Origin of the sequence: Streptomyces sp. NPDC057307, assembly GCF_042667665.1 — a bacterium.
GTDB lineage: Bacteria > Actinomycetota > Actinomycetes > Streptomycetales > Streptomycetaceae > Streptomyces.
The window spans coordinates 15,473-42,271 of record NZ_JBHUZM010000063.1; the positions used below are offsets into that span (position 1 = coordinate 15,473).

The 26,799-nt window shown below is 69.9% G+C and carries 19 protein-coding genes and 1 tRNA gene; 10 read left to right on the forward strand and 10 right to left on the reverse strand.

All coding sequences use genetic code 11. The features are described from left to right. Positions 1 to 492 precede the first annotated feature (492 nt). On the reverse strand, positions 493 to 1,788 hold the full coding sequence (locus ACFUN8_RS21415; RefSeq protein ID WP_383639863.1) for a CapA family protein: 1,296 nt from the start codon (positions 1,786 to 1,788) through the stop codon (positions 493 to 495). 20 nt (positions 1,789 to 1,808) lie between these two features. On the opposite strand from ACFUN8_RS21415, the gene ACFUN8_RS21420 reads away from it, so the two are divergent. The 5 genes from ACFUN8_RS21420 to ACFUN8_RS21440 all read left to right on the forward strand — a co-directional run bounded on the left by ACFUN8_RS21420 (position 1,809) and on the right by ACFUN8_RS21440 (position 7,177). Further along, complete coding sequence (locus tag ACFUN8_RS21420) at positions 1,809 to 2,801, forward strand: hypothetical protein (protein ID WP_383639866.1); 993 nt, start codon at positions 1,809 to 1,811, stop codon at positions 2,799 to 2,801. Between the two features lie 38 nt (positions 2,802 to 2,839). Next, the gene (locus tag ACFUN8_RS21425) at positions 2,840 to 3,232 is read left to right on the forward strand and encodes a VOC family protein (protein ID WP_383639869.1); all 393 of its coding nucleotides are present in this window, start codon (positions 2,840 to 2,842) and stop codon (positions 3,230 to 3,232) included. 133 nt (positions 3,233 to 3,365) lie between these two features. Then, positions 3,366 to 4,718 (forward strand): phytase, encoded by a 1,353-nt coding sequence (locus ACFUN8_RS21430; RefSeq protein WP_383639872.1) that lies wholly within the window; start codon positions 3,366 to 3,368, stop codon positions 4,716 to 4,718. 161 nt (positions 4,719 to 4,879) lie between these two features. Next, positions 4,880 to 5,629, forward strand: a complete 750-nt coding sequence (locus tag ACFUN8_RS21435; protein WP_383639875.1) for a DUF6882 domain-containing protein — start codon at positions 4,880 to 4,882, stop codon at positions 5,627 to 5,629. Positions 5,630 to 5,974: 345 nt separating this feature from the next. Further along, the gene (locus ACFUN8_RS21440; protein ID WP_383639878.1) at positions 5,975 to 7,177 is read left to right on the forward strand and encodes an acyl-CoA dehydrogenase family protein; all 1,203 of its coding nucleotides are present in this window, start codon (positions 5,975 to 5,977) and stop codon (positions 7,175 to 7,177) included. A 90-nt stretch (positions 7,178 to 7,267) separates the two neighbouring features. Here ACFUN8_RS21440 and ACFUN8_RS21445 read toward each other — a convergent pair whose 3' ends face one another. The 7 genes from ACFUN8_RS21445 to ACFUN8_RS21475 all read right to left on the reverse strand — a co-directional run bounded on the left by ACFUN8_RS21445 (position 7,268) and on the right by ACFUN8_RS21475 (position 15,673). After that, positions 7,268 to 7,846 carry a GAF domain-containing protein gene (locus ACFUN8_RS21445; protein ID WP_383639880.1) on the reverse strand — a complete coding sequence of 193 codons (579 nt, stop codon included), beginning with the start codon at positions 7,844 to 7,846 and terminating at the stop codon, positions 7,268 to 7,270. After that, entirely contained in the window at positions 7,843 to 8,493 is a 651-nt protein-coding gene (locus tag ACFUN8_RS21450) for an ATP/GTP-binding protein (protein ID WP_383639882.1), read from the reverse strand. The genes ACFUN8_RS21445 and ACFUN8_RS21450 overlap by 4 nt, the downstream gene beginning before the upstream one ends. Next, positions 8,483 to 8,857 carry a DUF742 domain-containing protein gene (locus tag ACFUN8_RS21455; protein WP_189109796.1) on the reverse strand — a complete coding sequence of 125 codons (375 nt, stop codon included), beginning with the start codon at positions 8,855 to 8,857 and terminating at the stop codon, positions 8,483 to 8,485. Before ACFUN8_RS21455 ends, ACFUN8_RS21450 begins: the two co-directional genes overlap by 11 nt. Position 8,858: 1 nt before the next feature. Continuing rightward, the gene (locus tag ACFUN8_RS21460; RefSeq protein WP_383639885.1) at positions 8,859 to 9,245 is read right to left on the reverse strand and encodes a roadblock/LC7 domain-containing protein; all 387 of its coding nucleotides are present in this window, start codon (positions 9,243 to 9,245) and stop codon (positions 8,859 to 8,861) included. 91 nt (positions 9,246 to 9,336) lie between these two features. Continuing rightward, positions 9,337 to 11,553 carry an ATP-binding protein gene (locus ACFUN8_RS21465; RefSeq protein ID WP_383639888.1) on the reverse strand — a complete coding sequence of 739 codons (2,217 nt, stop codon included), beginning with the start codon at positions 11,551 to 11,553 and terminating at the stop codon, positions 9,337 to 9,339. Positions 11,554 to 12,338: 785 nt separating this feature from the next. After that, positions 12,339 to 13,970, reverse strand: a complete 1,632-nt coding sequence (locus tag ACFUN8_RS21470; protein ID WP_383639891.1) for a hypothetical protein — start codon at positions 13,968 to 13,970, stop codon at positions 12,339 to 12,341. A gap of 314 nt (positions 13,971 to 14,284) precedes the next feature. Next, the gene (locus tag ACFUN8_RS21475) at positions 14,285 to 15,673 is read right to left on the reverse strand and encodes an MFS transporter (RefSeq protein ID WP_383639894.1); all 1,389 of its coding nucleotides are present in this window, start codon (positions 15,671 to 15,673) and stop codon (positions 14,285 to 14,287) included. Positions 15,674 to 15,828: 155 nt separating this feature from the next. Between ACFUN8_RS21475 and ACFUN8_RS21480 the strand changes: the two genes are divergently transcribed. The 3 genes from ACFUN8_RS21480 to ACFUN8_RS21490 all read left to right on the forward strand — a co-directional run bounded on the left by ACFUN8_RS21480 (position 15,829) and on the right by ACFUN8_RS21490 (position 22,796). Further along, complete coding sequence (locus tag ACFUN8_RS21480) at positions 15,829 to 16,701, forward strand: helix-turn-helix domain-containing protein (RefSeq protein ID WP_383639897.1); 873 nt, start codon at positions 15,829 to 15,831, stop codon at positions 16,699 to 16,701. Positions 16,702 to 17,061: 360 nt separating this feature from the next. Further along, positions 17,062 to 21,255, forward strand: a complete 4,194-nt coding sequence (locus ACFUN8_RS21485) for a cold-shock protein (RefSeq protein ID WP_383639900.1) — start codon at positions 17,062 to 17,064, stop codon at positions 21,253 to 21,255. A gap of 5 nt (positions 21,256 to 21,260) precedes the next feature. After that, positions 21,261 to 22,796, forward strand: coding sequence for an ATP-binding protein (locus ACFUN8_RS21490; protein ID WP_383639903.1), 1,536 nt, complete (start codon positions 21,261 to 21,263; stop codon positions 22,794 to 22,796). Positions 22,797 to 23,024: 228 nt separating this feature from the next. On the opposite strand, the gene ACFUN8_RS21495 is transcribed toward ACFUN8_RS21490, so the two are convergent. Together ACFUN8_RS21495 and ACFUN8_RS21500 are read right to left on the reverse strand one after the other, a co-directional pair. Then, positions 23,025 to 23,097 (reverse strand) — tRNA-Arg (locus tag ACFUN8_RS21495). Between the two features lie 267 nt (positions 23,098 to 23,364). Then, the gene (locus ACFUN8_RS21500) at positions 23,365 to 23,817 is read right to left on the reverse strand and encodes a hypothetical protein (RefSeq protein WP_383639906.1); all 453 of its coding nucleotides are present in this window, start codon (positions 23,815 to 23,817) and stop codon (positions 23,365 to 23,367) included. A gap of 135 nt (positions 23,818 to 23,952) precedes the next feature. On the opposite strand from ACFUN8_RS21500, the gene ACFUN8_RS21505 reads away from it, so the two are divergent. Further along, positions 23,953 to 24,312 carry a DoxX family protein gene (locus ACFUN8_RS21505; RefSeq protein WP_383639909.1) on the forward strand — a complete coding sequence of 120 codons (360 nt, stop codon included), beginning with the start codon at positions 23,953 to 23,955 and terminating at the stop codon, positions 24,310 to 24,312. Positions 24,313 to 24,732: 420 nt separating this feature from the next. Further along, complete coding sequence (locus tag ACFUN8_RS21510) at positions 24,733 to 26,712, forward strand: BTAD domain-containing putative transcriptional regulator (protein WP_383639912.1); 1,980 nt, start codon at positions 24,733 to 24,735, stop codon at positions 26,710 to 26,712. Positions 26,713 to 26,799: the final 87 nt, after the last annotated feature.

Below are 26,799 nucleotides of genomic sequence, written 5' to 3' on the forward strand. Positions count from 1 at the left end.
GACTCACGGGCCTTGGGGAAGGTTGCACGAAGAGTGACCGGTGTGATCTACGCGACGTTTGGAGTGGGTGATTCCGTCAACGCGCGCGAATGGGGGCGGTTGGGGCCTGTCCTGGCTGGTCGGGCCGCCCGTGCCGCTGCCCGTGCGGCCGGCCGGGCCGCAGCCCGGTCCGCCCGGTCCGGGTGGGACGCGGGGTGATCGAGTTGCCCCGGGCACGGGCAGCGCGGCCCTGTCCGGGCCGAAGGCCGGGCCGGGTGCGGCGCCCGTGCCGTCGGCCGGGCTCCGCCCGTCCTGTCGGCACCACCCGCTCGGCCGGGCCGGGCGGGACGCCCGCGCCGTCGGCCGGGCTCCGGTTCCGTCCGCCGCTTCCGGCGGCGTCCCGCCGGGCCGGACGCGGCGAGCCGGCCGGCCCCCCGGTCGCCGGCCGGCCCGTCGGCATCACCTGCTCGGGCGGGCGGGCGGCCCGGCCACCCGGCAGGTCAGTCCGGCGGCTCAGTCCGGCAGTTCGTTCAGCGGCCGCAGGCCGTCCTTCGAGGCGCCCCGGTTGAGCATCGTGCCCCGGGTGCGTTCGAAGGCGAGCCGGTACTGGGCGCGTTCCTCGGCCGACAGGTCCTTGTCCGTGCGCAGCGCGCCCGCGATGTCCAGCAGGCGGTGGTCCTTCGCCGCGCCCTTCGCACCGGCGGTGGACTGCTCGACGGCCTCGCCGTCCGCGGTCGCCTCCCCGTCCTCCTCCGGCGGGATCGTGACGAACGTCGGCGCGTACCGCGCCTGCACGTCCCACCCGCCGCCGGACTTCTTGTGGAACTCGAACCAGCCGATGACGCCTTCCTCGGTCAGCCCCGACGGCACGTCGTGCCGGGCGAGCTGGTTCCCGAGGCCGTACGCGATCCAGGTGCCGTCCACCTTCTCCATCGGCTGCACCACATGCGCGTGGTGGCCGATGATCAGGTCGATCCCGGTCTCCTTCGCCAGCCGCCGGCCCAGCTTGAGCTGCGAGCCGCTGGGGTCGGGATGGTGCTCCCGCCCCCAGTGGATGCTCAGGATCACCGCCTCCGCGCCCGCCTTGCGGGCCGCCTTCTCGGCGGCGGCGATCGCGTCGAACGAGTTCGTGTTGGCGATCCAGGGCTTGTCGGCGGGTATCTCGCGGCCGTTGAACCCGAAGGCGTACGACAGTTGCGCGACCTTCACGCCCTTCACGTCCACGATCAGCGGCTTCGCCTCCTCGGCGGCGCTGCGCGCGGACCCGGTGTGCTTCAGCCCGGCCGCGTCCAGGGCGTCCAGGGTGCGGGTCACGCCGCCGGGGCCGTCGTCCAGTGTGTGGTTGGACGCGGTCGAGCAGGTGTCGTACCCGGTCGTCTTGATCGCCTTGGTGATCTGCGGCGGCACCAGGAAGTCGGGGAAGCTCCGGAAGGGGCCCTTCGGCCCGGCCACCACCGGCTCGAAGTGGCAGATGGCCAGATCGGCCTTGCTGATGACGGGCTTCACCCCGGCCATGATCTTGTCGAAGTCCGGGTCCGGGACGTCGTCGCCGACCTTCTTGCCGACCGCCTCGGGGACCTGGCTGACCCCGGCGTCCCGGTACGCCTGCTCCGTCAGCTGGGGGTGGATCAGGATGTCGCCCGCGGCGGCGACGGTGAAGGACGGCTCGCCCTTGGGCGCCGCCGCGTCGCTGTCTCCGCCGACGAGGGAACAGCCGGCCGCGGTCGTGGCGAGGAGCGCGAGCGTGAGTGCGACGGTGTTCCGGGGCAGGCGTATGCCTGCGATGGACGTGTTTCGGTGTGTTCTCACCCTGATACTTTCACTCGAACATGAGCCCTGATCCGACCAAAAAGATAACGGCACCGGTCAATCTGTCGCGCACCGCCGTACTTCTGGCGCTCCTGGTGGCAGCGGTCGCCGTGGTCGTCCCGGCGCTCGACAGGGCCCGTAACGACGCCCCGAACCCCGGCCCCGCCCCGACCGACGGGCCCCCGCCCGGTCTGGAGCGCCGGCTCTCCTCGTACGCCACCGGGGTCGTCGCCGACTCCCGCTACCGCCCCCCGGACCGCGCCGAGCGCGAGGCCCTGGCCGAGGGCGTCGCGCTGTATCTGGACGGTGAGCACGCGAAGGGCGAGCGCAGGCTGGCCGAGGTGGACTTCGGCGTACGGATCGTGCGGGACGCGCCGCGCGACGGGGGCGGGCAGGGCCGCCGGTACGCGGAGATAGCCGACCGTACGGACGAGACCCGGCGCGGCTGGGGCCGGGTGTACGTCGACCTGGACACCGCCCCGCGCTACAGCGTCCAGGTCCCGCACCCGGTGGCCGACGCGTACACCGACCGGCTCGGCGCGGGTCTCCTGCGCGGCGCGCCGGGCGGGGTCCTGGTCATCGCGGGCGCCCACCGCCGGGCCGGCGAGGGGAACGCGGCCGATGTCGCCCACCGCCGCGACACCGTCTTCCACGCGGTCTCCGCCGAACTCGTCGCCCGGGGGCTCCCCGCCATCCAGGTCCACGGCTACGCCGACAGCAGCGTCCCCGGCCGCGATCTCGTCGTCTCCACCGGCGCGGGCGACCGGGCCCGCCCCCAAGGGCGCACGCTCGCGGACGCGTTGACCGACGACGGGTTCCGGGTGTGCCGGGCCTGGGAGGACACGTGCCCGCTCGAAGGGCGGAACAACAAGCAGGGGAGGCTCGCCGCCGACGAAGGCGTGCCGTTCCTGCACGTCGAGGTGAGCCGGGCGGTGCGCGGCGACGCGGCGCGCACGGCGCGGGCGGTCGCGGCGATGGCGACGGCGGTACGGGAGTGGGAAGCCGGAAATTGACCTGCGGGCCGCCCGCCCGCCGGTACACAGTGACGGCCATGACTTCTCGCGTACGACACGTGACCATCGACAGCGCCGACGCCTACCGCCTCGGCACCTTCTGGGCGGAGGTGCTCGGCACCGCGGTGGACGCCGACGACAAGCCCGGTGACGACGAGGTACTGGTGGCCGCGGACGGCATCACGCTGCTGTTCGTGGAGGTCCCGGAGCCCAAGTCGGTGAAGAACCGCGTCCATGTCGACCTCGAACCCCAGGACCGCACCCGCGAGGAGGAGATCGAACGTCTCCTGGCCCTGGGCGCCACCCTGGTGGAGGACCACCGGGTTCCCGACGGCCGGGGCTGGGCGACCCTGGCGGACATCGAGGGCAACGAGTTCTGCGTGGAGCGCGGCAAGGGCGAACGGGCGGCCTCCGCAGCCTCTGCGGCTTAGGCCGTCAAGTCCCTTTCCGGCCCGTGCTGTTCATGTCCGGGACAACTGGCCGTTCCGCCGGCCCGGGGAGACCCTTCACCGGGCGACTCCATGGTTGGTTGGCCGTGCTCGCGACATGAAAGGGACCACTTTTATGACTCAGCCGCACCGACCGCGCCGACCGCGCACCACCGTCGGCCGTCTCACGCTGTTCACCGCGCTCGCCGTGCTGGCCACCGCCGTGCCCCACTCGGCCGTGGCGGCCGGCCCGGTCGGCGCTGCCCGCCCGGTCGGCCCGGTCGGCGAACTGCCCGGCGTGCGGCCGGCCGCCGAGACGCCCGCCGTGTACGACGACGAGGCGGGCGGCAACGCGGACGCCGACGACCCGGCGATCTGGCGCAACCCCGCCGACCCGGCCCGCAGCCTCGTCGTCGCCACGCTCAAGGAGGGCGGCCTGCGCGTCTACGACCTCGACGCGCGCGAAGTGCAGTCGGTGCCGGCGCCGGAGGCCCCCGGCCCGGACGACGCCCCCGGCCGGTTCAACAACGTCGACCTCGTGCACGGCATGAAGGTCGGCTCCGGGCGGAGCGACCTGGCCGTCACCAGCGATCGGGGCAGTGACCGGCTCCGGATCTACCGCATCGACGGAAGCAGCTCCAAGGCCCCCCTCACGGACATCACCGACCCGTCGGCGCCGACGATCTTCTCCTCCTCGCAGGAGGAGATCAACGAGCAGCGCACCGCGTACGGCCTCGCCACCTGGACCGACCCGGCCAGCAACCGCGCGTACGCGGTGGTCAGCCGGCGCGAGCGCACCGCGCTGCGCCTGCTGGAGCTGACCCCGCGCGCCGACGGCACGGTCTCCTACCGCACGGTGCGGACGCTTGAGCTGCCTTCCGAGTTCAGGCTGCCGAACGGCAGGACCTGGGCCCCCTGCGGCGAGCCGGGCGAACAGCCCCAGGTCGAGGGCATGGTCGTCGACCCGGAAACCGGCACGCTCTACGCGGGCCAGGAGACCGTCGGCATCTGGCGGCTGGACGCCGGCCTGCGGGGCACCCCGAAGCTGATCGACAAGGTCCGTGAGTACGGGGTGCCGGGCACCTACGACGAGGAGACCGAGGAGTGCGCCCCCGGCACGGACCCGGGCTACGGCGGCACGCACCTGTCGGCCGACGTCGAGGGCCTGACCGTGCTCCACCGGAAGGACGGCGACGGCTACCTGCTCGCCTCCAGCCAGGGCGACAACAGCTTCGCGGCCTACGACCGCGAGATCGGCGACCGGAACGCGTACGCAGGCGGCTTCAAGGTGACCGCGGCCTCCGAAACCCTGGACGGCACCGAGGAGAGCGACGGAGCCGCCGTCCTCAACAGGCCGCTCGGCCGGAAGTACCCGCACGGCCTGCTCGTCGTCCAGGACGGCGCCGACAAGCCGGGCGAGCCGGACCGGGACGCCACGAACTTCAAGTTCGTCCCCCTGAAGCCCGTACTGGACGCGCTCGACGACTGAGCCGCAGGGGGCGCGACCGGGGCGCGCTCAAGGAGCGAGCACGACCGTCCTGCCGGGCAGCCGTCCGGCGGCGCGCGGGCCCTGTCCCGCCGATCCGCGCCGCGATCCCCGGAGGTCCTACGCTTGCCGTCCCGTACGACGAGTGGAGAGGCCCCGCCCCGATGCCGGCACCCGTGCAGCCCGACGACCGCTTCAGCCGGATGTTCGAGGAGGCGGGTGCGCACTACGCCGCCGGCGCCGTGGAGCAGTTGGCCGTCTACGAGCGTCATCAGCCGCTCGGCGGCGACTGGTTGCTCAGTGACGAGGCGAGCACGCTGCGTATCGGCGAGGTGACGGTGCATCAGTCGCCGCTGGGCTCGCTCGGGTTCGACGGCAGTTGGCTGTGGGCCTGGGCCAACGAGCCGACGCACCCGCCCGGTTCGCCGCGGCTGACTCTCGCCAACTGGCTGCGGGAGTTCGGGGAGCGCAACCAGATCTACGAGTTCGTGACACCCCGGCTGGAGTTGGCCGGCTTCCCCGATCCCGGACTCGCCGCCCGGCGGCTCGCGTTGGTGAGCCTCGGCGCGCTGGGTACCCGCGGCTTCGCGAGTCTGCCGCTGGGGTCCGGTGCCCGCGCCTTCGTGCTCGTCGACGACGCCGACGTCCCGGAGGCCACTTTCGACGGCGGGCTCGCGCTGTCGGGTCTCCTCGACCGGGCGCTGAGCCTGTTCCCGTACGATCCGCGGCTCACGGTGGCGGGATATCTCCGTCGCCACGGGTTCGCGACCCATGAGCCGTCCGACGGACGGCACGTGTACGGCGAGCGCGACGGAAGCACCGTGGCCGTGCGGTTCACCGAGGACGATCTGGTCGCGGCGGTGTCTTACGGTGCCCGCCCGGGACCACAGAGTGCCCGAACCGTGCCCGAATAGCCCGCAAACGTCTCTTGGCGCGTTTCATACCGTCGAACGTGATCGTTCACGGGCCTCGCGGGGGTCGTTTGCGGTTCGGATGGAACCATGCCCCGGGTCGGCCAAAACGTGAGAAAGGCCGGATTGGCACTGAGTCAGGCCGACACGGGGTGTAGTCATCACAGCAAACGACCCACAAACGACCCCTGTGCGGTGCTGCAACGAGAGCGCGAACTCGTCACTGTGTAGGAGCGCCTGCCGCCGGTATGGCGAGTTCCGGTTCCGCTGACCGATCTGAGAGCACCGATCAGTTCTAACCATGTTGACAGTTGACAGATGTCTCATTCGAGAGGGCTGTACAGGCGCATGAGTGGCTATTTCACCACGGAATTCCATGAACGTCTCAGGGCGCAGGTCCGGGCGTTCGCGGAGGCCGAAGTCCGTCCCCGAATACCCGAGATGGAGGCGTCCAAGGCCGTCCAGCATGAGCTGTCCCAGCTCATCGCCTGGCAGGGCTGGCTGGGCGTCACCATCGATCCCGCGTACGGCGGCATGGGCGCCGGTCACGTCGCGAAGACGATCATCATCGAGGAGCTGGCGCGGGTCAGCGGGGCCATGGGCGCCATGGTGCAGGCGTCGCAGCTCGGCGTCGCGAAGATCATTCACTTCGGCAGCGACAGCCAGAAGAAGACCTGGCTCCCGGAGATCGCCGCCGGCGGCTGTCTGCCGACCATCGCCGTGACCGAGGCCGGCTCGGGAGGCCACGTACTGGGCATGGAGGCGACCGCCCACCGCGACGGCGACGACTACATCCTCAACGGCTCCAAGGTGTTCGTCGGCAACTCGCACGTCGGCGATCTGCACGGTGTCGTGGTGCGCACCGGACCGGGCAGCAAGGGCCTCTCCGCCTTCCTGGTGGAGTCGGACCGCCCCGGCTTCTCACTCGCCCCGCACCGGCCCGCGATGGGCCTCCACGGCTTCTCCTTCGGCGAGCTGATCTTCGACAACTGCCGTGTGCCCGCGGCCAATCTGCTGGGCAACGAGGGCGACGGGCTGCCCGTCGCGTACTCCTCCAGCATCCTCTACGGCCGGGCCAATCTCACCGCCGTCGCGCTGGGCATCCACCAGGCGATCCTGGAGGAGACGATCGCGTTCGCGACCGCACGCCAGCGGTACGGCGCTCCGCTCGCCGAACTCCCCGCGGTCAAGCAGAAGCTGGGGAAGATGCAGTCGCAGCTCATGACGGGCCGGCTGACGGCATATCACGCGGTGCATCTGCTGGACCAAGGGCTGCCCTGCGACGCCGAGTTGATGAACGCCAAGCTTGTGAACGTCGAGTCGGCGATGGACTCCGCGCGTACCGCCATGGAGATCCACGCGGGCATCGGCCTCTCGGCGGACCGCCCCATCGAGCGCTACACGCGCGACGCGTTCCACATCTTCGCGCCGGCCGGCACGTCCGACATCCAGCTCCAGCGGCTGGCGGAGACGGCGCTGGGCACCTCGAAGGGCGACTGGTCACGACGACTGGCCGCCCACGCCGGAGCGGGGGCGGCCGTCGCCGTCTGAAGTTCCGCCGCCGTTCAGCCGCGACGTGGTGAGACTAACGGGCCCTGTCCACCGGACAGGGCCCGGCCGTGCGGTGGTGGGACCCGCCGGTCAGCGCGGGCCTCCGCCGGTGCGCTGGTAGATGAGACGCATCAGCTCGTCGCGGCTCTCCTTGATGAGCTGGAGCGTGTCGCGACCCGTCTCCTTGCCACGCGGGTCCGTACCCACGAAGCAGACCGTGCCCAGCACCGTGTCCGTGCGCTCGTCGATGAGCGGGGCGCCCGCGTACGTACGGATACCGATCAGGTCCACCACCTCGTTCGAGGCGAACCGCGGGTACGCGTACACGTCCGGCAGCACCAGCGCCTTACGGCGGTTGAGCACGTCCGGGCAGTACCCGTGGTCGCGGGACATGATCCGGCTCACCTCGGGTGCGCCGCCCGCCTCCGGGCCGCCCGCACCCGACTGGGTGGCGGACGGCGTGTGCAGACCGGCGAAGAACTGATGGCCGGTGATGAAGTTGACCATCGCGTACGGCGCACCCGCCGCCTGCGCGAGCTGCGTCGCGAATGCGTCGAACTGGGCGTCGGGCATGTCACCGAGACCCAGTTCACGCAGCCGGGCCTCCCGCCGCGCCAAGTCCATGTCGGGAGCGGGGAGATGCAGGCCCGCTTCGGTGTCGTACGTCATGAGGTGGCTCCCAGTTCGCTGGAGTGCTGAAGGGGGGGTGCGGCGGGCGGGGCCTGGACGGCCCGCTCCCGCGCGCGGCGGAGCGACACCGAGTGCGCGTAACTGACGAGTGAGACCAGTACGTGCTTCGCCGACGCGGGATCGCGGGCGTCGCAGAGCAACACCGGTACGTCCGCCTTGAGTTCGAGGGCGTCGCGGACCTCTTCCGAGCTGTAGCGGTAGGCGTCGTCCGCGTCGAACTCGTTGACCGCGACGACGAACGGCACGTCGCGGCTCTCGAAGTACTCGACGGCGGCGAAGCAGTCCAGCAGCCGGCGGGTGTCGGCCAGGACGACCGCCCCGATGGCGCCCAGCGACAGATCGTCCCAGGTGAACCAGAAGCGCTGCTGGCCCGGGGTGCCGAACAGCAGCAGCACCATGTTCTGCTTCTGGAGGGTGATACGGCCGAAGTCCAGGGCCACCGTGGTGGTGGCCTTGTTCTCGATGCCCTCCAGCCGGTCGGTGCCCGTCCCGCTGCTCGCCGAGGTGAGCGTCTCCTCCGTCGACAGCGGTTTGATCTCGCTGACCGCGCCGATCATGGTGGTCTTGCCCACGCCGAAGCCGCCACCGACCACGATCTTCAGGGCGATGGGATCGTCAGACGACATAGGTTCGTAGCCCCTCAAGAACTGCCTCCAGCAGATTCGGGTCTTTCGGGTCGGCCGTTCTCGTGGGCATCGCCATGATCAACGCGCCCGCGTCCAGCAGGTCGGAGAGCAGGATCTTGGCCACCTGGACCGGCTGGCCCAGGGTGGCGGCGACCTCGGCCACCGACCGTGCCTCGCCGCGGCAGAGCGCGAGACAGTGGGCCGCCTCCGGGCTGAGATAGCCCTCCGGCGCCGTGGCGCGTGCCTTGAGGAGAGACGACAGACTCATCTCGTTCGTGGGCCGCGTTCGCCCACCCGTCAGGGCGTACGGACGGACCTCGTGCTCGTCGTCGTCGACCCAGGGGGTGCCGTCTAAAGCCGCCATGTCAGTGCACCCGGTCGTCGGAGGACTGCCTCAACCGCGGTGGCGTACTGAGGTGTTCGGGCACGCTCTTGACCAGCTGCCCCATCTCGAAACCGACGGCGCCGAGGTCGGCGCTGTCGGAGGCCAGAACACCCAGTACGGCCCCGGGGCCGGCCATGGACACGAAGAGCAGCCCGTTGTCGTGCTCGACCACCACCTGCCTGACCCTGCCGTCGGCGGGACCCTTGATGTCACGGACGCCGCCGGCCAGCGAGCACAGCGCGGTGCTGATCGCGCTCAACTTGTCCGCCGAGTCGATGCTCAGACCGTACGAGTGCTTGCGCACTCCGTCACTGGAAGCCAGGACGGCGCCCTCCGTACCGGGGACGCGCCTGATGAAATCAGCCATCAACCAGTCCAGATCGGGCTGCTGGGCCGAAAAAACTTCGTTTGGCAAGAGAGTGACTCCGTAAGTGGTTGGGCGACCGCCGAAGGCAGCGTCAGCTCGTCCGGTCGGGGGGCCCCTGAGGGCCGTCTTCCGAGCTGGCGAGCCTGATGCCTGAGGCGAAACGAGCCATCAGATCCGGATTCGGGGCGACGACCTCCCGGTCGGCGTCGGCGAGCCGCGGGAACTCGGGTCCGCGGTACGTCTCGCTCCGCCGGGGGAGGGTGGGCCGACGACCGGGGGAGTTGGTGGCGTCGCTGGGGGGTGAGGCCTGGGTGGATCGGGGGACCTCGGGGGGTGTGACGTCGGCAGAGCCGGGGGTGGGGCGGCCGGCGCTGGATTGGCCGGAGTCGGGGTGGGCGGGGGCGGGGGACCGGCCGCCGCCGGGGTAGCCGGAGCCGGAGTCCTGGTGACTCGCGGTGGTGTTGGCGTAAGGGGCGTAAGGCGAGTCCGAGTTGGGGCCGGTGTGGGCGCCGGTGTGCGCGGACGGGTGACCGCCGGTGTGGCCGGAGCCGTTCTGAGCGGGCTTCCGCTGGGGGAGCGGGGCTTCGCCGGTGCCGCTGGCGCCATGGGCTCCCGCGCCGCCAATGCCGCCGATGCCCATTCCGTTGCCGTTGGCGCCGGCCGAGGCCGCCGCCGCGGCAGCCGCGTGGGCCGTGGGCGAGCCGATACGGCGTACGGGCGCCGTCGTCTCACCGTGCGACCCGCGACCGCCGTGCGAAGCGTGGGCGCCGGCCTCGGCGGGCAGCGGGCTGCGGTGGTCGGACGCGCCGGGGCCGCCGGACGCGGGCTGGGGGACCTGGTACGGCGACTGCTGCGGCACCTGGTGCGGCGTCGGCTGCGAGGCGGGGGTGTGCTGCGGCGTCTGGTGCGGGGTCTGGTGCGATGTCTGCCGGGGGGCCGACTGCGGGTGCGACCAGGCCGCGCCCGACGAGGGCTCGGGAGACGGCTCAGGCTGCCGGTGCTGCTCCCGCTCCGGCTCCGGCGCCTGGCGCTGGACGGGCGGCGGCGGGGCGGCGTCGAGCAGCGCGCTCGGCAGTACGACGATGGCCTGGGTGCCGCCGTAGATGTTGCGGCGCAGCGCGACGTCGATGTCGTGCCTGCGCGCGATCTGCGCGACCACGAACAGACCGATCCGGCCGTCCTCCAGCTGCTCGCGGATGTCGAACTGGTCCGGCCTGGTGAGCAGCCGGTTCATCCGCTCCAGCTTCTCGGGCGCCATCGGCAGCCCGCGGTCGTCGATCTCGATCGCGAGACCGGCCGGGACGCGTTCGGCGCGCAGCGTCACCTGGGTCTCCGGGGCGGAGAACCGGGCGGCGTTCTCGACGAGTTCGGCCAGCAGATGGATGACCTCGGCCGCGGCGTAGCCGGGCAGCGTGCCCTCGGGCGGCTGGATGACTCGTACCCGCGCGTACTGCTCGATCTCGGCGACGCCCTGGCGCAGCACAGTCGGCAGCGGGACGGGCTTGTTGATACGGCGGGGGACCGCACCGCCCATCACGGCCAGGCTCTCCACCTGGCGGCGGAACTGGGTGACCAGGTGGTCGACGCCGAAGAGACCGCCGAGCAGGTCCGGGTCCTCGACCTCGCTCTCCAGGTCGTCGAGTCGCGCGAGCGCGCGGTTGACCAGCGCGTGCAGCCGCTGGGCGATGTTGACGAACACGTCCACCTGCTGCCGCGCGCCCGCCTCGGCGACGGCGGCCAGCGCCTGGTGCTGCGCGTGGCGCAGAGTCTGTTCGAGATCCGCGAACGGATTGCCCTGGCCGACGGCGTGGGGCAGCGCCTCCGGCAGCTGGGGGCGCTCGCCGCGGCTGATCTGCTCCAGCAGCTGGGCGATGTTCTTCTGGCCCTCGGCGGTCACGGCCTCGAAGCGCTCGACCCACTGGCGGGCGGAGGTCGCGTTGGTCACCCGCTGCTCGTGCACGGCGGCGGAGACGGCGGCGGCCTTACGGGTGGCGGCGGTCATCGCGCCCAGGCCGACGACGGCGGCGGCGCCCACGGCGGACCAGGTCGCCACGGGGTTCCCGACGAACTGCCACGTGGACCACGCGCCGGCGGCGAGCACCACGACCGTGGACACCGGCATCACGACGAGAAAACGGATCCGCGAGCGCAGACCCTTCTCGGTGGCCAGATTCCGGTTGGCCTTGGCGGGGACCTGGCCGGGGGCCTGGGCCGTGTTGCCGGAGTTCCGGTTGTTCCGAGCGGAACGTCCGCGCCGCCGACCGTTACGACGGTCGGCTGGGGCGGCGTGCGGGGAGAGTTCAGGCATAAATGTCCTCGGTACGACGGGGACCGGCGGATGAAGGTGAAGGGGCCGCGCTCCGACGCCGGCTTGGGGCTCCAGGCTCACCGTCCCGGCCGCCGCCCTCCGGAGCCGCCGCGTCAGCCGACCGATACGTCCGGGCCGGCGAGGCGAGCGTGAGGAAGCGGACCATGGGGATAAGGAGCCTTCACAGACGGGCAGTTGGACGGGACAGGCACATGCCAGCGTCATTAAGAGCCATAACAAGCTTGATGTGTAACCGCGTTCGCCGCCACGGGCGGAGGGGATCGTTCGGCGGTCGCTTCACCTCAGGGGCTTCACAATGTGAACCAGGCAAAAGCGGCTATTGGCTCGAACGCAAAGAGCCCGTCGGCAGGGCGCGACGGGGATACGACCGCCAAACGATCGATATCGCGGGTCGCGGCGATCGGTATGAGGGTCGCATTTGACGAGATCTCAAGCGGGCATGAGGAAGAACCTCTCAAACCGCGCATTGGAATCTTCTAGTCAACTGTCCCCAGTGGCAAGGCACTTCAAACATGCTTGACCTCCACAACGGGGAGAATTGGTGATTGCCGCCGTGAATATCCGTCAGCGGCGCTTGATTTGGCGGCGGATGTCCGTGATGCGGGTCACTTCGTATCGCGAGCCACGGCGGCACGGCGGTTCACTTCGTACCGCCGCCACTCTCGTACGGCGGCTACTGCCGTACGGCGGTCACTTCCGTACGGCGGTCACTTCCGTACGGCAGTCGCCTCCGCACTTCGAACCGCCGTGGACTCGTACCGCCGTCAACTCGGATCGAGTTCACCGACGAAGCGCAGGACCTCGTCCAGCTGATCCATGCTGAGCAGCCGGCTGCGCGGCCGGAGCATGCCGGAGCTGCCGTACGCCCCCAACTCCTGGCAGCGGCGCAGCAGCCAGGGCCAGTCGATCGACAAATAGTCTGCCAGGGCCCGCAGTCGGTGCGCCGACGAGGGTCCGTCGATCACGCTGTGTGCGCGGGCATGGTCGATCGCCTGGGTGTACGTACGGACCTGGGACCGCTGGTCCGTGATGCCGACCCGCCAAATACCGTCCGAGCGAAGCCAGTTGGCCACGATTACCCGGTCGTCGGGTGCCAGGACGAATTCGTCGATCTGTGAGTACTCCTCCTCGCCGCAGACCCACACGGTCAGTCCGTGCATCTCCATCAGCGCGACGGTGAGGAACAGCAGGATCCGCTCGTAGGGCTCGCTCTCCTTGACGGACTGTTCCGGTATGCAGAACGCGTGCCCCGGCCGGGCGGACGGATCGGTGCGCCGAGCCGCGGCACGGGTGAGGTGTTCGTGCTTGTGCCGGAAGAACAGCCAGGCCGCGCCTTCCTCGCCCGTCTGCTCACGCGTCCAGAAGACAGGCGGTTCGGTCACCTCGCCGAGATGGCGGTCGATGTGCAGCGCGCAGAAGTACGAGCCCAGCCAGGCCGCTCCCACCCGGGACAGTTCGGGTACCGCCGAACGTGCCACGGCCGAGCGGGGCATCGCTAAATGGCTTTCCAGCTCGCGCTGTTCACTGTCGAGAATGTGGTCGTCGGCGAGGAGGCTGTCCTCCAGGTTGAGCATCGCCCACAGAATGCCGAAGGTCAGATCGTCCAGCCGGTACGGCTTCGGTATCGGCAGCGTCCCGCGCGGATCGGCGTCCAACTGGTAGCGCGCGCGGGCGGAATCGAGCACGAAAAGCCCCTCGCCGCCGCTCCCGCCGAGCGAGGCCAGCAGCAAGGCGCGACGCGCGGGCTGCACGAACGCGCGTAGATGCGGGTTTTCCTCGACAGCGATCGACACGACGTCGTCCTGGGACGCCGCCTCGTACATCTGGGCGGGCACCGCCGTACCGTCGAAGATCCGCAATCCGTCCAGATACCAGAGCCCGCCCGTGCCGGCCGCCGCCTCCGAGGGGGAGAGCGAGGAACTGGACCACAGGGCGTCCATCGAGCGGGCGGTGGCGAGCGACGAACCGTGCGGCAGCCGGGCGGGGACCACCTCGCGGCTGGGTACGCGCTGGAGCAGCAGGTCCACCTCGACGCCGAGCATGTACGCGAGGACGGTCGCGGCGTCGCCCTGGGGAGACTGCGTCCCGGCCAGCCACCGCTTGAAGGTGATCCGGGAGACGGAGACGTTGCCGACGCGGCTGTTGCCGTACTCCTTGGCCGCGCGGCGGGCGGCGAGGCTGAACTGGACGTCGAAGACGGCGAACTTGGCCCAGTTGAGTCGTTCGAGGAGCACCCGCAGGAGGGTCGGCGGGCGCTGTTCGGGGTGGCCGGGGGACCGCTCGACGACCCGCCCGCCCGCCTTCCCGACGGTCTGAGCCGCCGACTGAGCCGAGGTCTGAGTCGAGGCCTGAGCCGCTGTCTCGACGGGGTACTCGTTCTCGTCAGGAGGGGTCACGAGCCGAGCCTTCCTCGGGCATCCGGGGCGGCGTGGTCAGATAGTCGAAGCGGAACTGCCATCCAGCTGACTCATCCTCACGGTCTCGTACGCACGGTCTCGAATGCCGAATATGGCGTCTCAGCAGACACATGATCACTCCGAGTGCGCGCCGCTGTCCAGCAGAACCCTGGCCAGAGGATCGACGGATAGTCAACAGCCTTCACTAATAAGGCAGTTGGTGACGGCGGGGTGTGGGGACGGCGACGACGGGCGGGGCGCGGATCCTTCCCGCGCCCCGCCCGCCCCGGTCCGAGCCCCCTTCGCCTCCCGTGTCAGGCGCGCTTGCGCGTCAGCTGCGCCAGGAGCGTCAGGACCCCGAAGAGGAGGATGACCACCAGCCCCGGCCGCAGCATCGACAGCTCCGTGCCGGGCATGATCGCCGCCGTGACGACGGCGAGCCCGACGGCGCCGCCGACCTGGAGCGAACTGTTCAGCATCCCCGCGGCGAGCCCCTGCTCCTCGTCGGGCACCCCGCTGGTCCCGGCGACCATCAGCGTCGCGATGCTGAGCGCGAATCCCACGCCCCACAGCAGCGACGCGGGCAGCAGGACCGTCCACAGATCCGGCTCCGGACCGATGCGCAGCATCAGCAGATAGCAGGGCAGGAAGGCGACAAGCCCGACCATCAGCACCTTGTTCACACCGAACCTGTTCATCAGGGCGCCGAGCTTTGGCCCGATGACGACCACCATGAGCCCGGCGGGCAGCAGCACGAGCGCCATCTGCCACGGCCGCCAGCCCTCCAGGTCCTGGAGGTACAGGGCCATCACGAACTGGAAACCCATGGCGCCCCCGTACAGCAGCGCGATGCTGATGTTGGCGGTGACCAGTTCCCGGTTACGGAAGATGCCCAGCCGGATCAACGGCTCCTTCACGGTGCGCTCGATCGCCAGGAAGGCGGCCAACAGCAGCCCGGACAGGGCGATCCCGCCGACGGTCCGCCACGACCACCAGCCGACGTCGGCCGCGGAGACCACGGTGAAGACGAGGAGCAGCATCCCGGCGAGCAGGGTGACGGCGCCGCCGAGGTCGAGCCGTGGGCGCTTCGTACGGGGCGGGTCGGGCGGCAGGAAGCGCAGCGCGCCGATCAGCAGCAGTACGGAGAGGGGAATCGGCAGGATGAAGATGGACCGCCAGTTCAGCCCGGCGAGCAGACCGCCGACGAGCAGACCGGAGGAGTACCCGGACGCCTCGAAGACGTTGAAGATCCCGAACGCCTTGTTGCGCTGCGGACCCTCGGGGAAGGTCGTGGTGAGCAGCGACATGGCCGCCGGCGCGGCGAAGCCGGCCGCCATGCCCTTGACGAAGCGCGAGAGGATCAGCAGGCCGCCGTCGTCGACCAGCGCGCCGAACAGCGACACGACGGCGAACGCGCCCATCGAGATCACCAGCACCCGCCGCCTGCCGAACAGGTCCGCGACCCGCCCGCCCAGCAACAGGAAGCTGCCGAACGCCAGGATGTAGGCGCCCACCAGCCATTGGGCGGTGGCCGTGCTCATCCCCAGCTCGTGCTGGATCTCGGGGATGGCGACGACGATCATCGAGATGTCGAGACCGTCGAGCAGGATCACCCCGCTGAAGATCAGCAGCGAGACCCACAGCCGCGCGGGCCAGCGCGGGGAGTCCTCCCGTTGTTCACTCGTGGCCGAGGTGCCTGACATGAGACGTGTCCCCTCACAGTGGATGACTCGCGGTGGATGCCGCGAGCCTCCCCGGTGGGGCGGTGGCCTGCCAGGTCTCCGCCGAGCGTGTGACGGCGGTTCCTGCTACTGACAGGGACACCCACGGCGCGGCCGGCGCACGTACCGTGGATCGCATGGCCCCGGACCCGTTCGACCCCCACGCCGAGACAGGCGCGTTCCTGCGTACCCGCCGCGCGCGGCTGACTCCGCAGGACGTGGGCCTGCCGGCGTACGGGCGCCACCGCCGGGTGCCGGGTCTGCGGCGCGAGGAACTGGCGCAGCTCGCCGGGGTGTCGGTCGCGTATCTCACCCGCCTTGAGCAGGGCAGGGGTCACAACGTCTCAGCGGAGGTCCTGGACGCGCTCTCCCGCGCCCTGCGCCTGACGGCCACCGAGCACGAACACCTCACCCGCCTGGCCAAATGCCACCGTACGAACAGACAGTCCGCACCCCTGCCGTCCCAGGAGCGGGTACGCCCCGCGCTGCGGCAGATGCTGACGTCCCTGGACGGCGTACCGGCGTACGTGACGGGCTGGCGCTCCGACCTCCTGGCCTGGAACCGCACGGCGACGGCACTCTTCGGCGACTGGGACCAACTGCCGCCACGGGAACGGAACTGGGCCCGGCTGGTGTTCCTGCGCCCCGACTCCCGAAGGCTGTTCACGGACTGGGAACCACAGGCGGCAGCCGCCGTGGGAGCACTACGCCTGCACGCGAGCTGCCGCCCCGACGACCCGGCGCTGCGGTCACTGGTGGACGAACTCACCACCAGGAGCCCGGACTTCGCCCGTCTCTGGTCCCACCACGACGTCAAGGAACAGCACCACGGCACAACGCGCCTCCACCACCCCCTGGCCGGCGCCCTGACGCTCTCGTACGAAACGCTCCAACTCCCGGACGGCTCCGACCAAACCCTCACCATCCACCACGCCGAACCCGACTCCCCCACGGCGCAGAACCTCCGCCTGCTGACCAGTTGGGGCACGACGACTCCGGCCCTGAACTGAAGGAGCGGCGCCGCGTGTGCGAGCGCGTGTTCCCAGCCGGACAGCCGATGTGATTTTTCTGGTTCCTCCGGGTGTGACCTCGGCTATGGTACTTAGGTGGACTTGGGGATGATCCAGCAGTGGTACCCCGTGGGTACGGATGTCGTCGTCTATCTCGCCGGGGGGCGGTCTGCTCAGGGTCGCCTGGAGGCGGTCGGGGCGGACAGTCTGGTGCTTGTCACCGACAAAGGGCCCACCCTGTTGCGCGCCACTGCGATCGAGCAGCTTGAAGCCATGAGCCCAACAGCTCCGGTCGCGGGGCCCGTTCCGCCGGATCCGCCGCCTCCTCCGCCTCCGGCTCCGTCTCCCGCCCCGGAGCCCGTGGTGCTGTCCGCCGCCTGGGACGTGCTTGAGGGCGAGTTCGCGACGGACATCGGACAGGCTCGGCTGACCTCGCCGGTGTTCGGTCTCGACCCCTCGCTCGAACTGGGGTACACGGAGGCGAAGGAGATCGAGGGGCACATCAACCGGGCCAGGAACCGGCTGGATTCCGCACGGAAGTTGGGCGAGCCGTCGCGGGCGCCGGGGGCGATACGCGACCTGGCGGCGGCCGCGGAGGCGTACGACTACCCGCCGGCGTTCCACCTTGCCGCACTGCTGCTTCTCGAACGGGTCGGCTCGGAAGCAGCCCGGCGCCAGGCCGAGACATGGATGGCGGAGGCCGTGTCCTGCGGCAGCCGGTACGCCTGGGATCTGGCGGTGCTGCGGATACGGAACGGCCGTGTCCGGGAGGCGATGGCGGCGCTCGGCGAAGCCCTGATACTCAGCCCCGTCGACCACAGCGACGATGTATTGCTACGGCTGTTTCTCGCCTTGGCGCTTCAGGAGGGTGACGCGCCCAAGGCGGCTTCGGCGCTCGGAGCCGCGGTGCGGGAGAGCCCCGCGCAGCGGTGGGTTGCCACTCGGGCCGGTCTCTATCTCGTGTACCGGCTCTTCCCGGAACAGGCCGCACCGCTGGAACCGTTACTGGATTCGTCAGCGGCGTCGCCCGATGACCTGTGCCGGGTCCTGGAGGTTCTCGAGCAGGGCACGGGGGAGGGGGCGCTCACTTCACCGCTGAACTCCCGGCCACCTGCCGCGGTCATAGCCCCGCAGGCACACTTACCCCGGAGCGGCGGGCCCGGGCCCCTTCCGATCGCGGCCTCGCACCGTACTCCCGAGCCCCAGGCCAAGCCCGGCCGGAGGACGGGAAGCGAAACAGAGAAGGCCCTCGGTCCGAAGGAGCCTCAACTCCATGTGGCGGCCGCACGCAACCAACTCAATCAGGGAAACCTCGATGCCGCGCTGAAGATCGCGCAGAACGCCCTGGCGAGCCATCCCGGCCACACCGAACTGCTGGAGATCGCCAACACCGTCAAGCATGAGAAGGCAGCGCGGACACCGGCCACCCCGGCGTCGAAGCGCACGGCCCATTCGCAGATATCCCGGGTCCGTCGCTCGGCATACGTACGGGCGCAGCATGCCGACACTCAGGAGAAGGACTGGCCCAAGGCGGAGCAGCTCTACCGCCAGGCCCTGACGGAGGACCCGAGCAACGAACGGGCCCGGCGCAGTCTCGCCTGGGGGCTGCACCGCTACAAGCGCAGCGGTGAGGCGCTGGAGCTACTGCGCGATCCGAGCGTTGTCGTCCAGGACATCCTGCCGCACCAGAACATGATCATCACGATTCTGAGCGACAACGGGAACTGGGACGAAGCCGCTCGGCTGCTGGAGGACCTCCTGAAGAGGGAGCACTCCAAACAGACTCGGACCGGCCTGCTGAAGCGTCTGATCGTGCAGTACCGAAGGCTCCGGGACGCCGAGCGGGCGAAGGGAGCGGCACAGCGCCTGCTCAACCACGGTCCCCGGAACCCTGAGTTCCGCAGCCTCTGGGAAGAAGTGGAGAAGGCCGAACGGTCAGGAATCTGGGACAAGATCGACCAACTGCTCGCCAAGAGCGACTGGAAGCCTGAGCAGCCCGGTTCGATCAGTCCCATCCTTCTTCTGCACCTGGACCGTTGTGAATACGCCGGAGTCAACCCGGCACGCGTTCAGGAGGGAACCCTGAACGAGCGGGACGTCCAGGAGCTTGACGATCTCATCCGCACACTCGGATCGCGGAGATCCGCGGACCGCGCGGCCTACAACCTGTCGGTGGCGCGTACCCTGCGGGATCTCAACCAGTCCGAGGACGGTCGTTTCCACAAATCTCTGCGGAGCTTCGGGGCGGCCATGGGCGACCTCTGCACGGCCGAGCGCCGGCACGGAGACGTCACACGTACCTACTACGCCGAAGCGGTGGCGTTGGGCGGGTGGGACGACATGGGCGAGTTGAAGGTGAAGCAGTTCGTCCTGTCGTACCTCGACCCCGACTGGCCGCAGCCGGAGTCACGCCCGACGTTCGAGAAGTCACTCCAGTGGGTTCTGGAGGACGAAAGTCTTTACAGACCCCTGACGTTCGGCCTGCTCAGCCTTATGGCCAACGGCTCCGACCGCGTACGGCGTGAGATCGTTTCGCGTACGTTCCGAGTGGCCCCCATCAGGGACATCCTCTTCGGGCAGCTCTGCGACTACATGGGCGAGGCCAAGCCGTCGAGCGCACACGACGTCTACGCGGAGCTGTGGCAGGAGGCTCTGCGCAAGCTGAGCCAGGAGCTGGACGCGCAGCGTCAGTCGCTCCAGTTGCCGCTGAACCGCAGCGAGCCTCTGGGAGCCCTGGCCGAGGACCAACAACTGCTGGAGCGCGCCAGGGGCCTGGCGCCCAGCACACCGCTCGACATCGACCGCCTCAAGAAGGTGGCCACCACCCTGGCCGACATCCACGGCTATCTGGAACAGCCTTCGTATCTGGAACAGGAGCGGCTGGAGTCCAAGATCCGTACCGCCGTACGGGAACTGGTCGCCACCATCGAGGCGTATCCGACACGGCTGAGCCTGGAGTACCTGGTACCGCTGCTGACCAAGCTGGACCAGGCGCTCGCCGGACACTTCGGGGATGTCCAGCGGGCCGCTGAACCGACGGACCTCGAAGTGACGCAGGTGCTGTCCAGCTACGCGCCCAGCGCGGCGTCCACCATCCACGTACAGCTCAGCGTCAAGAACCTGCCCCGTCGCAGCCCCGCCGTCGACGTGATGCTGCGTGTGCTGGACAACACGGACGACTACCGGCCGGTGGGCGAACCCATACCGGTCGCCCACAGCCTGCGCGACGAGCAGACCGAGACATGCACGCTCCCGCTGGTGGTGACGCCGCGGGCCGTGGCCGAACAGGTGCTGACGCTGCACTACAGCCTGGAGTTCATGGTGCGCTCCGACCTGCGCATCGTCACCGAGCCGCGCACGCTGCCCCTACGGCTGAACGACTCGCAGGACTGGAAACCGATCCGCAACCCGTACGCCGAGGGTGCTCCCGTCGAGGACGAGGAGATGTTCTACGGCCGCGGATCGCTGATCCAGATACTTGTGGACTCCCTGGAGCGGGCCGACGCCAAGTGCGTGGTGATCTACGGGCAGAAGCGCGTCGGCAAGTCGTCGGTCCTGCACCATCTGCAGCAGGCTCTCAACCCCCCTGTGCTGGCGGCCAAGTTCAGCATGGGCGAGCTCGCCACCAATCTGACCCACGCCGGCCTTCTGTACAAGATCTCGAACGCGTTCTTCCGTCGTCTGGACGACTTGGAGGACGAAGGGCTGCCGGGACTGGACCTCCCCAGGCCGGTGCTGCGGGAGTTCATCGACAGCGGCTCGCCGGAGATCCACTTCGACGACTACATGCGGGACATCCAGCGGCGGATGCATCGGAGCGAGGCGTACCGGGGCTGGCGGATGGTTCTGCTGCTGGACGAGTTCACCGTTCTCTACGGTGCCATCGAACGCGGCGATCTCCCACGGGAGTTCATGAAGTCGTGGAAGGCCATGCTGGAGAGCAAGCTGTTCAGCAGCGTGGTGGTCGGCAACGACCTGATGCCCCGCTTCCTCAAGGCGTATCCCAACGAGTTCCAGGTGGCCCGGCAGGAGCCGGTGTCATACCTGGACGGGGAGCCCGCCAAGGCATTGATCATCGAACCGATCGCCCTGGAGAACGGGGAAAGCCGCTATCGCGGCGACTCCGTCCAGCGGGTCGTCGAACTGACCGCCCGGAGCCCCTACTACATCCAACTGTTCTGCAACCGCCTCGTCCACCACATGAACGTCGAACGTCAGCCGCTGATCGGCCCCGCCGACGTGGACAATGTCGCGGCGGCGCTGGTCAGCGGAGACAGGGCGCTGCTCCAGGAGCAGTTCGACAATCTCCTCACCCCTGGTGACGCGGACGTCAGCGACCTGTCGGACGAAACCATACTGGCGGTGCTCAAAGGCAGCCTGTCGGGACACCGCCGCGACCTCCACCTCGACGGCCGCAAGGCCCGCGAACTGCCCGAGGGCCCCCGCGTCATCGAAGACCTGCTTCGCCGCGACGTGATCGTCCGCGAGTCCGAGGACCGCTACCGGATCAAGGTGGGGCTGTTCGCGGAGTGGCTCTGGCACAGGAGGGCGTAGGGGCCATGGCGGACATGACAGCGTGGACTTCCGGTAACCCCTTCGCCACTGTCGGGCACCCCGTCCACGGCGACGCACACGTGGGCCGGACCAGCCCCATGGACGTCCTGCGGGAGCGGGTTCTGTCCCAGTCGACCGCCGGCGCCACCGCCATCATCGGCCCGCCACGGATCGGCAAGTCCAGCCTGGCCTACCACGTCTTCATGCGCCCCGAGGCCCGGGAGGCATATCCTCAGCTGCTGCCGGTATGGATGAACGTACGGACTCAGGCCGGCATACAGCAGGTGTTCCGCAGGCTGTCCGACGACGTCTGGGACGTGCTGACCGATCGGTCGGCCGAGATCGACCGGCGAACCGCGGAGGCGTACCGGCGGGCCGTGGAGCCCGATCTTCCCTGGCCCCAGGCGCAGAGCGAGACTCAGGAGTTCCTCCGGCTGATACGGCGGCGCGGATGGCGGGTCGTACTGATCCTGGACGAGTTCGACGCGGCCCGTGACGTGTTCAAGGCCGAGCCGGGCACCTTCCAGGCCCTCCGGGAGATCGCCTACAACCTGGACTGGAACATCGGCCTGGTCACCACGTCCCGACGGGAACTCCGCGAAATCGTCGACATGGCCGATCCTGACGAGTCCACCTTTGCCGGGATCTTCCGCTCCCTGTTCCTGACCTGCTTCGACGCTGACGAACTCGGCGCGCTCGCCTCCCGGGTGCCGGGCTTCTCACCGGGCTTCCCACCGGGCGACGGCCCGGACGCGGCGGTGGCCAGACTGGGCGAGCTGACCGGTGGCCACCCCTATCTGGCGAGTGTGCTCCTGGACCGTGTCTGCAGCGCCGCCCGAGGCGGCCCCGTACGCCTCCTGGACGAGGTCGAAGTGCTGGCGCATGCCCTGCCGGCGGAGTTCCAGTACTACTACCGCGATCTCGAAGCACTGCTGCGGGCGGACGGCCGACTTCGCGCGCTGCTGGAGGTGGTCCTCGGCCCGCAACTCGTCGTCACCCCTGACGACGCCCAGGTCCTGCTGCAGCAAGGGCTGGTCAGGGTGCAGGAGGGCGCCTATCGGGCCTTCTCCGACGACTTCCAGCACTACCTCATGCTGATCGGGCGGGAGTTGGGCCACTGGAACAGCTGGATGACTGTGGAGCGGCGCATTCGCGAACTGGTGGAGTCCGTCTTCGAGGACAAGTACGGCACCGACTGGCCGACCGAGTTGCGGAGGGTTCGCCCCAAGCTGGTCCCGATGCTTGACCACTGCGAGGAGCTGAGGGCCCGAGAACTGCGGTCCTTCGGCGCCCGGGGCTCCACCCGCATCCTGGACTTCACCTACCCGCGGGATCTCTACGACCTGATGGCGTCGCACTGGGACCTGTTCGGCCGGCTCTTGAAGAAGGACAAGGGCTACTGGAACGAGCGGTTCTCCCTCCTGGCGAAGGTCCGCAATCCCATGGTGCACAACCGGATGTCGGTGGTGACCCCGGTTGAGCAGCGGACCTTTCAGCTCTACTGCGACGAGATCATGGAGATGCTGGACAAGACGGACTGAGGGAGCGCCCCCGGGTGAAGGGGCCAGGGTTCACACCATGTGGAACCCGGTAATACGGGATGAAACGATGAGATGTAACGACGGGGTGAAACGCCCACTGACGGCAAGCCCAAGATGAAGACTCCGGCCAGACCGAGGCCACACCTGGATGTGCGGCGTACGTGTGCCGCAAGCCGGAAGCCCTTCCACCCTCACGGGCGGAAGGGCTCCTGACCTGCTGTTTTGCTGTGCCCCCGGCAGGATTCGAACCTGCGACACCCGCTTTAGGAGAGCGGTGCTCTATCCCCTGAGCTACGGAGGCGGGGCTTGTGCGAGACGTGAGCGACCTCGGGCGGTTGCCGTGGGTGGGAGGCGGGTTGGTCGCGACCGGTGCCACAGCGCCCGCCGGGGCGCTCGGTCCACAGGGTACCGGATCGGGGCTTCGGGGGAGGCGGGTGGAGGGCGGGGGGTGGCTCGTGCGGATGCAGGAGGGGAAGTGGGAGCAGGCGCACGATGCCTTCTCCTCGTCGTCGGGGCCGTGCGGGCGTGGTGAGTGAGGACGCCTCGGCGGCGGCCGGGCTGCCGTTGGTCACCGGGCTCGGCGGGTTGGCAGGATGCGGAGCACTGCCGTATTCCCGTGGATCTTCAGGACGCGGAAGTCGGTCTTGTTGAACGTTGAGGCGCCGGCCTGGGCGGGGGTCTGGCCCGCGAGCGTCGACGTCATGGTGCCGGGCTCGGAGAATCGGAGGTCGACGCCTGACGGGCCGATCCTGTCGATGTTCAGGTCCGGTGCCCGGACGTTCTCACCGAACGGGATGGCGTCGCCCTCCCGGACCTCGACCGTGCACTCCCCGTCCTCGCAGGTGCCCAGATTCTTCGTCGACGAATGAACGGGTGTGGCGGACGGTGGACGCGGCTTCGCGTCCTTCGAGTCGTCGTCGCCGGACGTCCCGCATCCGGCTACCACCAGGCACGCCGCGACGGTGACGGCGAGCCGACGCCGACGCGTAGTGGAGTTGTGTCGGTTCAGGTGCAGCTGCATGGTCTCTTCTCCGTCTGTCCGTCCCATCGAACAGTGGGTGCACTGACCGGCGTTCGCTCGATCAGGGGGAGTCGGGGGATCGGGCACAACTCGCCTGGTGGCCAGGGCGTTTGGGTCGGTGATGGAAGGTGGTCGATGAGAGCCCTGCCCGATCCCGTGTGGCCCGTGCTTGTCCTGGCGTTGATTCAGGTCGGCGACGGGATGCTCTGCCTCAAGCCCGTTCGGTTCGTGCGGGAGTGTTTCGAGGGCGTGGGGTTTCCGCGTGAGTGGTGGTGGCTCGCCCCCGTCGTGAAGTTCGCCGCCGCCGTGGGGCTGGTCCTCGGGGTGTGGGTGCCCGTGCTGGGGGGTGTCACCGTGTGGGCGCTCGTGGCCTATTTTCTCGTGGCCGTCCTCATGCACGTACGGGCACAGGACTTCGGCAGAAACCTGTTCCTCAACGCGGCCGGCATGCTCGGCCTATGCGTAGGGGTCGCTCTCTACAGCTTCGGCCCGTAGGGCGTCGCCGGAGTCAAATCGTCTGCCGCACAAGGTTATTGACACTCCGTTTGGCAGCAGAGATCATCAACAACCTTACAGCAGAAAGCACTTCACCTTCACGCACCTGGCACGCGAGCCGCGCCCCCGATCGGGCGTGGCCCCCACTCGGTGTCGGCGTGGAGGGTTCAGCGGAGGCAGAGATCAACGGGGCACGGGGAAGCAAGACGAGCGTGGCAGCCGCCACCACCATCAGGTGGGCGGTCGTTTCCGGCTGAGCGCTTCACGGTCCCGGAGAGACGATCCGAAAGGACACGACAGGTCTTGACGCACTCGGCGACCGAAAGCACTCACCATTCCGCCACCCACCGGGACAGCGCGAACCCGGACAATGCGAACCCGCGCGACGCCCGTCCGTTGCGCGTCCGGATCCTCGGGCCCATGGAGATCAGCGGGCAGGGGGAGGACCGTACGCCGTCCGCCCCGATGGCCCGGCGGCTGCTCGCCGCGCTGTTGCTCCACGCCAACGAGCAGGTACGGACGTCCACCCTCATCGACGAACTCTGGGACGGGGAGCCGCCCCGGCTGGCCCGTAAGACGATCCAGACCTACGTGTACCAGCTCCGCAAGCCCCCGCACTCCGGCGTGGCGGGCGCGGGTGGTCCCGGGGAGCGGGTCGAGACCTGTCCCAACGGGTACCGGATCAGGCTCGCGCCCGACGAGTTGGACCTCTGGCAGTTCGAGCGGCATCTCGCGCGGGCGCGCGCCGATCTGGGCGACGGCGACCCCGAGAGCGCCGCCCGCACGCTGCGCGTCGGGCTCGCGCTCTGGCGCGGCGACGCGTTCGCCGACATCGAGACGGGACCGGCGCTGGCCGCCCGCGTCGCGCAGCTCTCGGATGCCCGGCTGGGCGCCCTGGAGCTGCGGGTCGAGGCCGATCTGCGGCTCGGCCGGCACCATCGGCTGATGGGGGAGCTGCGGCAGCTCACCGCCGACCACCCGCTGAACGAGGAGTTCGCCGCCCAGCTCATGCTCGCGGCCTACCGGTCGGGCCAGCGCGGCACCGCGCTGGAGACCTTCGGGCAGCTGCGCCGGGACCTGGTCGACGAGCTGGGTATCGAGCCCTCGCACCGGCTGCAGCGGCTCCAGCACGACGTACTCAACGAAGCGCCGTCGCTGGATCTGTCGCCGGGGCGGCCCACGGGGCCGGCGGGATCCGCGGGGCCGGCCGGGTCGTCGCCCCTGACGGGCCCACCCGTTTCGCCCGCCGCCGCACCTGGCGTTCCGGTCGCACCCCTCGCACCTGTCGCGGTGATCGCCCAACTCCCCTCGGACGCACCGGACTTCGTGGGGCGGCGCGCCGAGCTGGCCCGTATCGTCACGTACGCCAAGTCGGGCGGCGACACCTCTCTGACGGCCCCTCAGGTGGTCACCGTCCTCGGCGGAGCCGGCTCGGGCAAGAGCACCGTCACCGTCCGCGCCGCGCATCTGCTGCGTGAGCACTTCGCGGACGGACAGTTCTACGTACGGCTCCACGACGAGACCGACCGGCCGACCGACCCGGCGGCGGCGCTGCGCTCCCTGCTGCGGGACATCGGTATGCGGGTGGACGAACTGCCCGACCAGGTGGACGAGTTGGCCCGGATCTTCCGCAGCTGGAGCGCGGACCGGAGTCTGCTCCTGGTCCTGGACGATGCCTGCGGACCCGAACAGGTGCTGCCGCTGCTGCCCGGCGGTTCGCTGAGCGCGGTCCTGGTCACCTCGCGCGTACGGCTGCCCGGTCTGCCCGGCGCGGCCAACGTCGAGCTGTCGCCGATGGAGACGGACGACGCCGTCGAACTGCTCGCCTCGCTCGCCGGGGCCGACCGGATCGGCGCGGACATCGCCGCCGCCCGGCAGACGGTGCGCCTGACCGGCAACCGCGCGCTGGGCGTACGGGCGGCCGGCGAGAAGCTGGCGGCGCGCCGCATGTGGTCGGTCACCGAGCTGGCGGCCCGGCTGGCGCCGGAACACCGCCGGCTGGCCGAGCTGGGCAGTGGCTCCCTCGATGTCCTGGGCCGGCTGGCGGGCGCGTGCGCGCGGCTCGCCGAGCCGGACAGCCGGGCGCTGGCGTGTCTGGCCCGCGCCGGGGCCGTACCGTTCGACATCCCGCGCGCGGCGCGGACCCTGGCGTTGGACACCTGGGCCGCCGAACTGCTGGTGGGACGGCTCCTGGACCACCATGTGGTGGAGATCGCCGAATCGGCGCCGGGTGCCGTGACGGTCTACCGCATCCCCGAGCTGATCCGCCTTGTCGCGCAGATGCACACCCAGGGGCAGGACATGGCGGTCGCGGAGCTGCGGCTGATGTCGGGGACGCCGCAGCGGGAGGGGCAGGCGGCGGTGCCGTGCTTCACCTCCGTGCTTTCCACGACGGGTTGACCTCCTTCGGGTAAGTCGCCCCCGCCGGTAAGGGGTGACGGCTGTGGCCCGCCCACCCCCCCGGGTTCGGGCGGGGGCGGGGCCCAG

Coding starts and splice junctions, on each gene's coding strand:
- ACFUN8_RS21420 (WP_383639866.1), top strand. CDS start 1,809: ATGAGCCCTGATCCGACCAAAAAGATAACGGCACCGGTCAATCTGTCG.
- ACFUN8_RS21425 (WP_383639869.1), top strand. CDS start 2,840: ATGACTTCTCGCGTACGACACGTGACCATCGACAGCGCCGACGCCTAC.
- ACFUN8_RS21430 (WP_383639872.1), top strand. CDS start 3,366: ATGACTCAGCCGCACCGACCGCGCCGACCGCGCACCACCGTCGGCCGT.
- ACFUN8_RS21435 (WP_383639875.1), top strand. CDS start 4,880: ATGCCGGCACCCGTGCAGCCCGACGACCGCTTCAGCCGGATGTTCGAG.
- ACFUN8_RS21440 (WP_383639878.1), top strand. CDS start 5,975: ATGAGTGGCTATTTCACCACGGAATTCCATGAACGTCTCAGGGCGCAG.
- ACFUN8_RS21445 (WP_383639880.1), bottom strand. CDS start 7,846: ATGACGTACGACACCGAAGCGGGCCTGCATCTCCCCGCTCCCGACATG.
- ACFUN8_RS21450 (WP_383639882.1), bottom strand. CDS start 8,493: ATGTCGTCTGACGATCCCATCGCCCTGAAGATCGTGGTCGGTGGCGGC.
- ACFUN8_RS21455 (WP_189109796.1), bottom strand. CDS start 8,857: ATGGCGGCTTTAGACGGCACCCCCTGGGTCGACGACGACGAGCACGAG.
- ACFUN8_RS21460 (WP_383639885.1), bottom strand. CDS start 9,245: ATGGCTGATTTCATCAGGCGCGTCCCCGGTACGGAGGGCGCCGTCCTG.
- ACFUN8_RS21465 (WP_383639888.1), bottom strand. CDS start 11,553: ATGCCTGAACTCTCCCCGCACGCCGCCCCAGCCGACCGTCGTAACGGT.
- ACFUN8_RS21475 (WP_383639894.1), bottom strand. CDS start 15,673: ATGTCAGGCACCTCGGCCACGAGTGAACAACGGGAGGACTCCCCGCGC.
- ACFUN8_RS21480 (WP_383639897.1), top strand. CDS start 15,829: ATGGCCCCGGACCCGTTCGACCCCCACGCCGAGACAGGCGCGTTCCTG.
- ACFUN8_RS21490 (WP_383639903.1), top strand. CDS start 21,261: ATGGCGGACATGACAGCGTGGACTTCCGGTAACCCCTTCGCCACTGTC.
- ACFUN8_RS21500 (WP_383639906.1), bottom strand. CDS start 23,817: ATGCAGCTGCACCTGAACCGACACAACTCCACTACGCGTCGGCGTCGG.
- ACFUN8_RS21505 (WP_383639909.1), top strand. CDS start 23,953: ATGAGAGCCCTGCCCGATCCCGTGTGGCCCGTGCTTGTCCTGGCGTTG.
- ACFUN8_RS21510 (WP_383639912.1), top strand. CDS start 24,733: ATGGAGATCAGCGGGCAGGGGGAGGACCGTACGCCGTCCGCCCCGATG.